Consider the following 12,246-nt stretch of genomic DNA (forward strand, 5'->3'; position numbering starts at 1 on the left):
ATTCTTTTTTGAATAGTGAAGACTGTTAGTAAAGTGGGAAAACTTACTGTAAAATAATCTCAAAACCCACCGCACTTTTAATCCGAGATAAGCCTCGTGTTATTTCAAAATATAACGGCTATTATTCTATAATGTCGCAAACACCTTATCTGCCGCCGCTAGCGTTTTTTCAATATCTTGTTCCGTATGGGCTAAGGACATAAAACCTGCCTCAAAGGCGGAAGGGGCAAGATAAATGCCTTGTGCGAGCATGGCGTGGAAAAATTGTTTAAAGCGTTCGGTATCGCAACTCATCACATCAGCATAACTGGTAATTTGGGCTTTATCGGTAAAGAAAAGACCAAACATACCCCCTACATAATTTACGCTAAAAGGAATTTTATGTTTATCCGCAAGCTGTTTTAAACCGAGAGCGAGTTTTTCAGTGAGTTGAGCGAGTTTTTCTTGGTTGCCTGCTTTTTTCAGTTCAGTTAAACAAGCTAAGCCTGCCGACATGGCAATAGGGTTGCCTGATAATGTGCCAGCTTGATAAACACCGCCTAATGGGGCAATGTGCGACATAATTTCTTTTTTACCACCGAAAGCTCCTACTGGCATTCCGCCACCGATGATTTTACCTAATGTGGTTAAATCAGGGGTAACATTGTAATGGGATTGTGCTCCACCTAACGCCACCCGAAAACCGGTCATTACTTCATCAATAATAAACACTGCCCCATATTGATCGCAGAGCTGTCTTAAGCCGGGTAAAAAGTCAGGTTGTGGCAAGACACAATTCATATTACCCGCCACAGGTTCCACAATCACACAGGCGATTTCATCAGGATATTGCTCAAAGGCTTGTTTTACTGAAGCTAAATCATTATAGCTACAAGTGAGGGTATGCTTAGCAAAATCCGCTGGAACACCGGGCGAGTTAGGTTGCCCTAGGGTCAATGCACCAGAGCCTGCTTTTACGAGCAAAGAATCAGCATGCCCATGGTAACAGCCTTCAAATTTAATGATTTTATCACGTTGGGTATAGCCACGAGCCAGACGAATGGCGGACATTGTCGCCTCTGTGCCAGAGCTAACCATTCTTACCATATCTATTGAGGGGATTAATTCACACACTAATTCCGCTAATTGAATTTCTAATTCGGTAGGTGCACCAAAACTTAAGCCGTTTTCTACCGCACTTTTTACCGCTTGAATAATCGCAGGGTGATTATGCCCTAATACCATGGGTCCCCAAGAGCCTACATAGTCAATATAATCATTGCCGTCAGAATCGGTAATATATGCCCCTTTGGCTTTTTGCATAAAAACAGGTGTACCGCCAACACCAGTAAAGGCACGCACAGGGGAATTAACACCGCCGGGGATAACACGTTGGGCTTGTTGAAATAATTGTTCAGAATGGTTCATAAATTTTCCTAATTTGGGTCAATCAAATAGCTAATATTGTACTGCAAAATCAGGTAAATTTTGCGGAAATTTTATAAAAATATTAGAGTTTTATAGGCTTTTAATGGTATTCTTTGCCAATCTTTAGCGAGCTTAAGGCAGAATTTATGTGGTTGAATTTATTATTGACCTTTCTCTGTTCATTTTTAACCATTATGTTAGCAAGACCCCTCGCCATTAAATGGGGGTTAGTAGATAAACCCAATTACCGTAAGCGTCATCAGGGGGCAATACCGCTGATAGGGGGCTTAGCGTTGTTTATGGGCAATTTATGCTTTTATCTTTTGGCTTGGGATCAAACACGCTTACCTTATCTTTATTTATTTTGCGTGTTAGTGTTATTGGTCATTGGCGTGTTAGATGACCGTTTTGATATTAGCCCCTTGTTACGAGCCAGTATTCAAGCCTTGCTTGCCATTGCAATGGTATGGTTTGGCGATATTTATCTTAATAATCTCGGACAGGTTATTGGGCCTTTTCAAGTTCAACTTGGCTTTATCGGCATTGTGATTACCATATTTGTTACCATTGCAGTGATTAATGCTTTTAATATGATTGACGGCATTGACGGATTATTAAGCGGTTTATCCTGCGTATCCTTTGCCGCTATTGGGATTTTAATGTTAAGAGATAATCAACAGGATCTGGCATTTTGGTGTTTTGCCTTGATTTTAGCGATCTTGCCTTATGCCTTGTTTAACCTCAATGTGTTTGGGCAAGCGAAAAAAGTCTTTATGGGCGACTCAGGTAGCACCTTAATTGGTTTTACCATGATTTGGATTTTATTGCTCAGCACCCAAGGGCAAGGACACCCTATGAACCCTGTTACCGCATTATGGGTTATTGCTATTCCGCTGATTGATATGGTTGCCATTATTTTTCGCCGTTTACGCAAGGGCAAAAGCCCATTCCGCCCTGATCGCTTACATATTCATCATTTAATGGTAAGAGCAGGCTTAACGCATCGGCAAGCTTTTTTAGTGATAACCTTATTTTCCGCACTTTGTGCAGGATTTGGCATTTTAGGGGAAGTGTATTATATCAATGAATGGATTATGTTTATCCTCTTTATTGGTTTATTTTTCCTCTATTCATACAGTATTATGCACGCTTGGCGAGTAACTCGCTGGTTACGCCGCCTGAAACGGCGTGCGTTACGGCGTAAAAATTATCAAAAGTCATAAAATAGGAGGATTGATGACGACACAAGTGAAATCAAAGGTTTGGCATCTACGCATTTTCAGTATGCTTTTTCTATTATTTATTGGTGGGGCAGTAGGGGCTTATTTAGCTTATATGCAACCACAGCATAAAGCCTTTGAAACGACTTTAGAACCGCCTCGTGTTAGCGACTTAAACAATTATTTTTCTTTATTTACCACCTATCGTTTAGTCAATGACGAAAGCAAAATGACCGATCAACAAGTAAGCGATATGGTTTATCAAGAATTTATTAAACAGTTAAGTTCGCCAGAGTTGCTCAAAGATTATTTGCAAGAACAAACCTTAGTGCAAAATCTTGCACATTATAACGGTATTGAGCTAACCCAACAGGTTGAACAATTTGCTCAGGCTTTTCAGCTTAGTCCGCAATCACAAGCTATGCAACTTACTTTTACTAGCCCCATTAATAATCCCGCTTTAGCCATAGAATTAATGCAAGGTATGGTGCAAAAAGCCAACCAACAGGCGAAACAAGAACTTTATGCCGATTTAGTGCATAAATGGAAGGTATTATTTCAGCAAGTAAAATTAGCCGCAGATAATAATTTAGCAGATAGCTGGAAAGGCAAATTGCAAATTATGTTATCGGTACAACCCCTTGATGATAAGCTCGTCAGCTACCGCTATTTACAATCGCCAAGTTTGCAAGGCTCTAGCTTAAAACAAACTATGATAAAAAATATTGCAATAGGAGCGGCGGTTGGTTTGTTATTGGGGCTGTTGTTGAGTTTGGTTGTAGTGAGAAAACCAAGGGATAATTAGGATTGGGCTTATTTTGAGGTAAAGTGCGGTTGTTTTTTAAATTATTTTTCACTTTCATTTCTCCGTTTTGGTAACGGTTTTCGCCCCTTTTTTCAAAAGGGACGCCCTACTTTCTTTACTCGTGTAAAGAAAGTAGGCAAAGAAACACGCCCCTAGAAAAAGCCTTTATCCAGCCTTTCACTAAGAACGATGCATGAATAATTTTGGAACTCGCTACGCTCAAACAGCCAAAATTATTCTATCGTTCTAAGTTTAGGCTGGGGCTTTTTAAGGGGGAAAGGAGAGTTATTTGTTTTCTTGGTTTTATAGGCAACTAAAATAAAAAATGAAACAAGGAATACAATGAAAGCATATACAATAAGTATATAAAAGAGCTAACAACGATGTATTATTCTTATTTGAAACGGCTATATAAAGTGATCCTGCAATTAATTATTGATTTTTAGATATATAAAGGTATTGATAGGGATAGAAAATGACTGATGACATTCTTTTACATGATCTTAAACAAACCGTTACTTCTAAAGCAGATCAACAAACTCGTAGCCTTTGTAACCTAACTGATGAAAATAATGAAAGGCGATTGGTGGCTATTTTAAAAGCGATAAAAGCAGAAGAGGTTTTTGAGTTACTTTCTTGTTTAGAACATATTCCATGGATAGTAGAACTTATTGAAAAATACCAAGATAAGTGGGAGTGGGAATGTATTTCTGGTAATCAATCTCTTCCTTGGTCAATGGAGTTTATTGAAACATTTGAAGATAAATGGGATTGGGAATCGCTTTCTTGCAATGAAGCCTTACCTTGGTCAGTGGAATTGATTGAAATATTTGAATATAAATGGGATTGGGAAAGGCTTTCTTGGAATGAAGCTTTACCTTGGTCAATGGAATTGATTGAAAGATTTAAAGATAAATGGGATTGGAGGGAACTTTCTTGGAATGAAGGTTTACCTTGGTCAATAGAATTGATTGAAAGATTTAAATATAAATGGGATTGGGAAAGGCTTTCTCGGAATGAAGGTTTACCTTGGTCAATGGAATTGATTGAAACATTTGAAGATAAATGGGATTGGTACGAGCTTTCTTGCAATGATGCCTCACATTGGTCAATGGAATTGATAGAAACATTTGAAGATAAATGGGATTGGAAAAGGCTTTCTTGGAATGAAGGTTTACCTTGGTCAATGGAATTGATCGAAATATTTGAAGATAAATGGGATTGGAAGGAACTTTCTTGGAATAAAGCTTTACCTTGGTCAATGGAGTTGGTTGAGAAATTTCAAGATAAGAGGGATTGGCAAAGGCTCTCTGGTAATAAAACATTACCTTGGTCAATAGCCTTTATTGAAAAATTTCAAGATAAGAGGGATTGGCAAAGGCTCTTTGGTTATAAAACATTACCTTGGTCAATAGCTTTTATTGAGAAATTTCAAGATAATATGTATTGGCAATGGCTCTCTGCTAATCAAGCATTACCTTGGTCAATAGTGTTTATTGAGAAATCCCAAGATAAATGGGATTGGTACTGGCTTTCTGATAATGAATCATTACCTTGGTCAATGGAGTTGATTGGGAAATTTCGAGATAAATGGGATTGGAAGAACCTTTCTTGGAATAAAGCTTTACCTTGGTCAATAGAATTAATTGAGAAATTTCAAGATAAATGGGATTGGTACTGGCTTTCTAATAATGAATCATTACCTTGGTCAATAGAGCTTATAGAAAAATTTAAAGATAAATGGGGTTGGGGTTGTCTCTCATATAAAGCTTGCTCAATATTTAAACTCTCAACTCAGTCCGTTACTGAAGTAATGGATTTCCATATTGCCAACCAATAACAAGCTATTTAGGGGGAAATTACTTCCCCCATTTCTCTTTCCAATACCCCAACCATTCTTTTAATAATTGCGTATTGGTGTTTAAGGCACTAGCTTGAGGGATAAAGTGCATATAGGATAAGCCATAGCTGGCGGGGATTTTGCCATGCCCTACTGGGGCAGGTAATACTTCAAAACCTTGTTGCTCAAATAGCCATTTTGCGCGTTGCATATGCCATTCGTGGGTAACTAAAATAATCTTATGGATATGTTCAGGTAATAAAAGCTGAGCGGTAAATAAGGCATTTTGTTTGGTGTTCATCGCTTTATTTTCTTGCCATTTTACTGGGGTATGGAAAAAGGTTTGCAATTCTTGTGCCATCACTTTTGCCTCAGAATTGCCATTAGGAGCAGAGCCAGTAACTAAAATGGGTAGCTGGGTAACTTGGTGTAAATAGGCGGCATAACGCAGGCGTTCTAAGCTCAGGGCTGGCAAGGTAATACTGGCGAATAACTCTTTGCTATCCCTTAATCCACCGCCTAAGACCACAATGGCTTGGGCTTGTTGATAATCTTGTTGGCTTGGGATTTCTTCGCTAATAAGGCTATCACTTAATTTTTCTGCTGTATAGGGTAGGCTTAATATATAAAACATTAGCAATGCTGTACTGGCAAAGGCACAAGCCCATTTGGGATATTTTAATTTGTATAATAAGAGAGCAAGTATTGCCATTAAGATAAGACTAAAGGGCGGTAGAATAATAGCACTAAGCAGTTTCGTTAGCTCAAACATTGTATGATTCACTCAAAATTTTTTGCTTATTATTTCCATTTTCAGCCAAAAAAGCAAATATCCTTGTCCCACTTTAATATAATCTAGCATTGGTAAGCCCTGTTGTACTATTTTCTTGTGAGTTTAATAAATAATCGCTATGATACGCAATTTAACCTTATGGCTAAATGTGAACATTTATGAATAACGTATTGATTGAATTAAAACAGCAATTAAGCAAAATTGCTGATTTGATTGAAGATAAACAGCAGGTTTTTTATTTTGATTATCCCTTACACCTCAATGTGGGGGATTTATTAATTTATGCTGGTACAGAGCAATTTTTCCAAGATTATCAGATTGATATTCGCCTTAGACGTTGTTGGCAAACCTTTGATATTGAAGAAGTTAAACGACAGATTAAACCTAGCACCACCATTTTATGCCATGGCGGTGGCAACTTTGGCGATCTTTATCCTGCTTTGCAACAAATGCGAGAATTATTGGTAAAAACCTTTCCTGATCATCGTATTATTGTGTTGCCACAAACTGCCTATTTTAGCGATCAAACCGCAAGGGAACAATCCGCCGCTATTTTTGCGCAACATCAGGATTGCCATTTATTTGCAAGGGATCTTAACACTTATCAACTGATGCAATCCTTTTCCCACAAGGTACAACTTTGCCCAGATTTGGCACATCAACTTTATGGTTTATTGCCAATTCAGCCTCAACAAGAAAAAAGTGCGGAGCAAAATAGAAAAATTTTATATTTTTTGCGTGAAGATATTGAGGCAAGCCAGCTAGAGGGGCGTTTACAACAACATTTAGGCAGCAACGCTGATATTAAGGATTGGCAAGATATTTTGTTAGCTCGTGATCATCAGCTGGAAAAATTATGCAGTAAATTAGCGAAGTTAGCCAATAAATTGCAATGGGCTTGGCTAAAAAATCAGATTAATCATTTTTGGTATGCTTATAGCCAAAGGATTATTCAGCGTTGCCAGCAGATTTTTAGCCAATATGATTTGGTAATAACTAGCCGTTTGCATGGGCATATTTTTTCTTGTTTATTAGGTATTCCTAATCAAGTTTGTGATAATTCTTATGGTAAGAATATTGCTTATTATCAGCAATGGACAAAAGGCATAGAGTATTGTCAGCGTTATGAAGATTGAACGTCATCTTATCCAACTGATTAGCACCACCTTATTAAGTAGCTTGCTGATTATGGCAAGTTCCTTTTTGCTGGCTCGGTTATTATCCGTTGAAGACAGAGGAACTTTATTGCTCTTTGTTACCAGCACCGCCTATCTCGCCACTTTAGGCACAGGGGGAGTGGGCTTTGCCTTAACCCTCAGTATGCGACAGCGACAATATCAATATTGGCAAGGTTACATGATTGCATTTTTGCTTTATGGCTTGTTGGCGAGTTATATTGGCTTATCTTTTACCGAGTTTCAGCCTTTTGCCTTTTTATTTATCCTCAATGTTGGGTTAACGGCGATTTTTAATATCACATTGGAAAAAAGCAAAATTGACGCCAATATGGCGGTGTATCGCTTGTTGGTTTTGCAACAGCCTTTTCTTTCGGTGTTATGTTATGGGCTTTGCTATGTTATTTGGGGACAACAAGCACTGGATGTGGTGTTGGGGTTATTGACCTTCGTTGCACTGTTACAAGCCCTGTTTTGCCTGTATTATTTAGCTCATATTGCGCGTAAATTTCAGCAACAGCATCAGCAACTTGATAAAATCCAAGCGAAATTTTTTCTTACCACTTGGGTTAAACAAAATCTTTTCCAATTATTTGGGGCAACGGTAGTCAATTTAGACAAATTTATGATTGCCCTTTTGATGAATCATTATGTGCTGGGGCTTTATGCGGTATGCCTTGCTTTTGATGCGTTAATAACGAGATTTATCAATAGCTTAGCGGATTATTATTATTCAGGCTTACTTAACCAAGTTAATCGTTTAAAAACCGTATTAGCGGTTATATCGCTGTTGGCGCTTGGGGTGATTGTGGTTGCACCGTTATTGGCAGCACCTGTGATTAAATTCTTTTTTGGTGAAAGCTATCTTGAGGTTGCCCCCTTATTATTATGGTTTATGCTAAATGCCATTATTGCGGGATTAGGTTGGTTATTGTCGCAAAATATGTTGATCCTAGGTAAGCAACCTGCCTTGTTATTGCGACAAATGCTATCTATCTTGATATTTTGTGGCTTGTTTTATCTTTTCCAATCTTACCAATTATGGGGCGTTGCCTATGCGTTGCTTGGGGCGAGTGTGGTCAGGTTAATTATTTCAATCATTTATTATTATAAATATCCCGTATTATGGGAAAAATCTTAAAATGATACAGCGTTGGCACGCCTCGCCGTACTATTTGTACTGTCTTCGGCGTGCCGCCTTGTCTCATTTTAAATTGAAACGACTATAATGTTTAAAAAGAGCGGTCAAAAATGAAAAAATTTTTAATTTCCTTAGCCAAGGATAGCCAACGGCGACAATTATTTTTTGCACAAGCGGATAGCCAAGATGTGGAAATTTTTAGTGCAGTAAATATGTTAGATCAGTCATTGCAAGATCTTACTTCAGTGTTTGAGCAAGAGAAATTTCGCCAACGCTATCAGCGAGAAGTGAGCCGTGGCGAGATTGGTTGTACCTTGAGCCATTTGGCGGTGTATCAAAAAATTTGTCAAGACCAACAAATTGACGAGCAAGAATTTGTGTTAATTTGTGAAGATGATGCCTTATGGGCTGATAATTTTGCTCAATATCTCAACCAAATTGAGCAACAACAGATTGAGACGGATATTCTGTTATTGGGGCAATCTAAAATTGCCAGCTTTAATGATAAAGAGCTTGAAATCAATTATCCTACCACCTTGCAATGTTGGCGTAAGCCCATTATGAACAGCCATTATGCTTATAGTTATCCTTATAAAAATTATTTTGCTGGCACAGTGGCTTATTTAATCAAAAAATCCGCTTGTCAGCGTATTCTACAACTTTGCGAACAGCAACCACCTTATTGGTTAGCGGACGATTATCCTTTTTTTGCCCAACAAGGGCATATTGACGTAATGCTAGTGCGTCCATTGCTTTGTATTGAAAATCCACAGTTAGCCAGTAATCTTGCCCCAGAGCGTCAAGCCTTAGATCATCATTTACTGCTAAAATTAGCCAAATATCCCCTTAAAAAAGTAATGGCGTTATGGCGAAATTGGAGGGTTTAAATGTCGGCGTTGGTTTCTTTATTTTATCTTTATGATCCTTGGCTAAATCATATTTGGCGAATGGCGTTTGTGGTGGGCATTATGGCTTGTGTGGCGGTGGGATATAAATATTATCGTGGACAATATCCGCAAGGGATCGCCATTCCCAAAGATAGCCTATGGGCGATTGGCTTGCTCATTGGCTTGAGTGCCATTCCTTTACTTATTCATCAAAGCCAAGATTTTTCTGTGCTAAAAATGTATAGTAAGACCTTGATTTTATTTATTTTTGCTTGGGCAATTTACCAATGGTTATATGTGCAACAAAAAGAAAAAATCATAAGGGATCTTAAAATTGGCATTGCAATCCAATGTGTTTTGGCGATGTTGGCGTTATTGGGGGTTGAGTTTATTATTGAGTTTTTATTTTCAGTACATATTCCCTTACCGCGTTTTTATGGCTCAGAACAACAATATCGCCTATATGCCTTGACGTCCTCTGCCTTTTTTCAGCTCAGTATTTTTTATTGTTTACTTTTACATTTTCTTTTGGCATATCACAAGGCATATTCCTCTCGCTCAGTGTGGTGGTTATTGCCATTGTTGATTATTGGTACATTGTCAGGGCGTACATTTTTGCTCTGTGCTTGGGGAAGTCTATTGTTGTATTTTCAATGGCGTTACTTGCCGAGCTTAGTGTTATTTGTGTTGCTTATTTTTGGTTTAGCCTATTATTTTCCCGAACAACGCTATATTGCTCATGCTTTAGAACCGATAATAAATTTATTGCATCAAGGACAAGAAGTGAGCTCCTCAACCACTACCTTGGTGGAAAAACATTTATTTGTGCCAGAATTTAGGCATTTTGTTATGGGCGATGGTTATTATTTAAATCAAGACGGACGCTATTATGCAGGCTCGGATTCAGGCTTTATTCGCCAATTATTCTATGGTGGCGTGGCTTATGTGCTACTTTGTTTAGTATTTACCAGTTATTTTATTTGGCGAGTGGCTCAAAATTGGTTTACAGGGCTATCAAAATGGCTATTTTTCCTTTCAACCTTAGGCTTAATTTCCTTGTTTAACATTAAAGCGGATAGCTATGCTTTCCCCGGCTTAATGCTTGTTTTACTTATGTTTTTATCGCTATTTAGTACAGAAGGTAAACAAGGTAGCTTATTTAAATTTAGGAAATAATGATGTTTAGTATTATCGTGCCTTCTTATAATCGGCAAAGCGAGCTTTTGTGTTTATTGCAAAGTTTATGCGAACAAAGCCTACAAAATTTTGAAGTGATTGTGGTTGATGATTGTTCCAACCAACCGATTCGTATTGCACAATCTTATCCTTTTAAGGTTAGCCTTATACGCAATCAACATAACCAAGGCCCAGCACAAAGCCGTAATATTGGGGCTAAAAGTGCGGTCAATAATTGGTTATTATTTTTAGATGATGATGATCGTTTTGTGGCGGAAAAATGTGCCTTATTAACCCAACATATTGCTCAACAACCGCAGGTTAATTTTATTTATCACCCTGCAATATGCCAAATGGTTAATGAGGGATTTTGCTATCAAACCAAGCCCTATCAAGATATTCAGCAATTAACCTTAGTTAATTTATTAACCGCTAATAAAATTGGCGGAATGCCTATGTTGGCGGTAAAAAAAGCCTTTTTTGTTGCTTTGGGGGGGCTAACCCCAGAATTGAATGCCTTGGAAGATTATGAATTTGTGCTTAAAGCGGTAAAACACAAGGATTTTAGACCGCACTTTGTGGCTGAAGCCTTGACCCTTTGTCGTTTTCAAACGCAAGTGATGAGTGTGTCAAAAAATATTGCCAATACTCAACAGGCACTGAATTATATTGAACAACATTATGTGCAAAATAAACAGCAACAACAGCAATTTTCCCAAAATCGTTTAGCCATTTTGGCATATCCTTACTTGATGAGCTTATCAAGACGAGGGGCAAAATATTATTATCGTATGGCATTTGTGCAAGGTTTTAAGCCAAAAATGCTGGTTATTGCTATGATTATTTTGTTATCGCCTAAATTAGCGGTGAATTTAAAAAGGTTTATCTAATGAAATTTTCGGTTTTAATGTCTTTGTATGATAAAGAAAAGCCTGCGTTTTTAGCACAATGCTTTGACAGCTTATTATCACAAACCTTAGCTGCCGATGAAGTGGTTTTAGTGCTTGACGGTAACATTAATACTGCCTTACAACAGGTTATTAGCCAATATCAAAGCCAATTACCACTAAAACTTGTGCCGTTAAGTCAAAATGTCGGCTTGGGTAAAGCCTTGAATGAGGGGATTAAACATTGCCAGCACGAATGGATCTTGCGTATGGATACCGACGATATTTGCCACCCACAACGTTTTGCCCAGCAAATGGCATTTATTCAAGCTCATCAAGTGGATATTGTGGGTACACAATTAGCTGAGTTTGAACAAGATATAGAGCATATAACAGGAAAGCGTTATGTGCCGACAACCGCAGAGGAGATTGCTAGTTTTGCTAAAAAACGTAGCCCTTTTAATCACCCCACAGTGGCTTATCGCAAGAGTATGTTACAAGCCTTGGGCGGTTACCAGCATCATCTTTTTTTGGAAGATTATAATTTATGGATACGTTTGATTGCACAAGGCTATCGTGTGGCTAACTTACCTGAAGTTTTGCTTTATATGCGAGTAGGCAAAGGTATGATCGCAAGACGTAAAGGCTGGACTTATATGAAAAGCGAGTGGCAATTAGCAAAATTAAAGCGACAATATCATTTTGATCATTGTGGTAATATTCTGTGGACGTGGTTCTTGCGGAGTGCAATTCGTTTATTGCCAAGAGATTTACTGAGCCTGGTATATAGTCTATTACATAGAAAAAAATAAAATTTTTTATTTTTAGACCGCACTTTTAGCAATCACTAAGGGCTTATAAAAAAGAATGTTGTGATTTTAATCTAATAAAGGTATAAAAATAGACGTTTTGGAT

The 12,246-nt window shown here is 37.9% G+C and carries 11 protein-coding genes; 9 read left to right on the top strand and 2 right to left on the bottom strand.

Features of this window, described 5'->3' with window-relative positions:
- Positions 1-126: 126 nt before the first annotated feature.
- The gene (gene hemL, locus A6A20_RS11060; RefSeq protein ID WP_279573482.1) at positions 127-1,407 is read right to left on the bottom strand and encodes a glutamate-1-semialdehyde 2,1-aminomutase; all 1,281 of its coding nucleotides are present in this window, start codon (positions 1,405-1,407) and stop codon (positions 127-129) included.
- Between the two features lie 146 nt (positions 1,408-1,553).
- On the opposite strand from hemL, the gene wecA reads away from it, so the two are divergent.
- The 3 genes from wecA to A6A20_RS11075 all read left to right on the top strand — a co-directional run bounded on the left by wecA (position 1,554) and on the right by A6A20_RS11075 (position 5,272).
- The gene (gene wecA, locus A6A20_RS11065; RefSeq protein ID WP_279573483.1) at positions 1,554-2,630 is read left to right on the top strand and encodes a UDP-N-acetylglucosamine--undecaprenyl-phosphate N-acetylglucosaminephosphotransferase; all 1,077 of its coding nucleotides are present in this window, start codon (positions 1,554-1,556) and stop codon (positions 2,628-2,630) included.
- 13 nt (positions 2,631-2,643) lie between these two features.
- Positions 2,644-3,432 (top strand): hypothetical protein, encoded by a 789-nt coding sequence (locus A6A20_RS11070; RefSeq protein WP_279573484.1) that lies wholly within the window; start codon positions 2,644-2,646, stop codon positions 3,430-3,432.
- A 475-nt stretch (positions 3,433-3,907) separates the two neighbouring features.
- Complete coding sequence (locus tag A6A20_RS11075) at positions 3,908-5,272, top strand: hypothetical protein (protein ID WP_279573485.1); 1,365 nt, start codon at positions 3,908-3,910, stop codon at positions 5,270-5,272.
- A 19-nt stretch (positions 5,273-5,291) separates the two neighbouring features.
- Here A6A20_RS11075 and A6A20_RS11080 read toward each other — a convergent pair whose 3' ends face one another.
- Positions 5,292-6,044 (bottom strand): YdcF family protein, encoded by a 753-nt coding sequence (locus A6A20_RS11080; RefSeq protein WP_279573486.1) that lies wholly within the window; start codon positions 6,042-6,044, stop codon positions 5,292-5,294.
- Between the two features lie 179 nt (positions 6,045-6,223).
- On the opposite strand from A6A20_RS11080, the gene A6A20_RS11085 reads away from it, so the two are divergent.
- The 6 genes from A6A20_RS11085 to A6A20_RS11110 all read left to right on the top strand — a co-directional run bounded on the left by A6A20_RS11085 (position 6,224) and on the right by A6A20_RS11110 (position 12,143).
- On the top strand, positions 6,224-7,201 hold the full coding sequence (locus A6A20_RS11085) for a polysaccharide pyruvyl transferase family protein (RefSeq protein WP_279573487.1): 978 nt from the start codon (positions 6,224-6,226) through the stop codon (positions 7,199-7,201).
- The gene (locus tag A6A20_RS11090; protein WP_279573488.1) at positions 7,191-8,381 is read left to right on the top strand and encodes a lipopolysaccharide biosynthesis protein; all 1,191 of its coding nucleotides are present in this window, start codon (positions 7,191-7,193) and stop codon (positions 8,379-8,381) included. Before A6A20_RS11085 ends, A6A20_RS11090 begins: the two co-directional genes overlap by 11 nt.
- Before the next feature lie 110 nt (positions 8,382-8,491).
- Positions 8,492-9,268, top strand: coding sequence for a glycosyltransferase family 25 protein (locus A6A20_RS11095; RefSeq protein WP_279573489.1), 777 nt, complete (start codon positions 8,492-8,494; stop codon positions 9,266-9,268).
- Positions 9,269-10,444, top strand: a complete 1,176-nt coding sequence (locus tag A6A20_RS11100) for a hypothetical protein (protein WP_279573490.1) — start codon at positions 9,269-9,271, stop codon at positions 10,442-10,444.
- Positions 10,445-10,446: 2 nt separating this feature from the next.
- A complete protein-coding gene (locus A6A20_RS11105) occupies positions 10,447-11,334 on the top strand; it encodes a glycosyltransferase family 2 protein (protein WP_279573491.1) in 888 nt (295 codons plus the stop codon).
- Entirely contained in the window at positions 11,334-12,143 is an 810-nt protein-coding gene (locus A6A20_RS11110) for a glycosyltransferase family 2 protein (RefSeq protein WP_279573492.1), read from the top strand. Before A6A20_RS11105 ends, A6A20_RS11110 begins: the two co-directional genes overlap by 1 nt.
- The last annotated feature ends 103 nt before the right edge of the window (positions 12,144-12,246 follow it).

This window comes from Volucribacter amazonae, from assembly GCF_029783845.1.
GTDB classification, from domain to species: domain Bacteria; phylum Pseudomonadota; class Gammaproteobacteria; order Enterobacterales; family Pasteurellaceae; genus Volucribacter; species Volucribacter amazonae.

Excerpts from the sequence above, each read along its gene's own strand:
- hemL (WP_279573482.1), bottom strand. The coding sequence starts at position 1,407 with ATGAACCATTCTGAACAATTATTTCAACAAGCCCAACGTGTTATCCCC.
- wecA (WP_279573483.1), top strand. The coding sequence starts at position 1,554 with ATGTGGTTGAATTTATTATTGACCTTTCTCTGTTCATTTTTAACCATT.
- A6A20_RS11070 (WP_279573484.1), top strand. The coding sequence starts at position 2,644 with ATGACGACACAAGTGAAATCAAAGGTTTGGCATCTACGCATTTTCAGT.
- A6A20_RS11075 (WP_279573485.1), top strand. The coding sequence starts at position 3,908 with ATGACTGATGACATTCTTTTACATGATCTTAAACAAACCGTTACTTCT.
- A6A20_RS11080 (WP_279573486.1), bottom strand. The coding sequence starts at position 6,044 with ATGTTTGAGCTAACGAAACTGCTTAGTGCTATTATTCTACCGCCCTTT.
- A6A20_RS11085 (WP_279573487.1), top strand. The coding sequence starts at position 6,224 with ATGAATAACGTATTGATTGAATTAAAACAGCAATTAAGCAAAATTGCT.
- A6A20_RS11090 (WP_279573488.1), top strand. The coding sequence starts at position 7,191 with ATGAAGATTGAACGTCATCTTATCCAACTGATTAGCACCACCTTATTA.
- A6A20_RS11095 (WP_279573489.1), top strand. The coding sequence starts at position 8,492 with ATGAAAAAATTTTTAATTTCCTTAGCCAAGGATAGCCAACGGCGACAA.
- A6A20_RS11100 (WP_279573490.1), top strand. The coding sequence starts at position 9,269 with ATGTCGGCGTTGGTTTCTTTATTTTATCTTTATGATCCTTGGCTAAAT.
- A6A20_RS11105 (WP_279573491.1), top strand. The coding sequence starts at position 10,447 with ATGTTTAGTATTATCGTGCCTTCTTATAATCGGCAAAGCGAGCTTTTG.
- A6A20_RS11110 (WP_279573492.1), top strand. The coding sequence starts at position 11,334 with ATGAAATTTTCGGTTTTAATGTCTTTGTATGATAAAGAAAAGCCTGCG.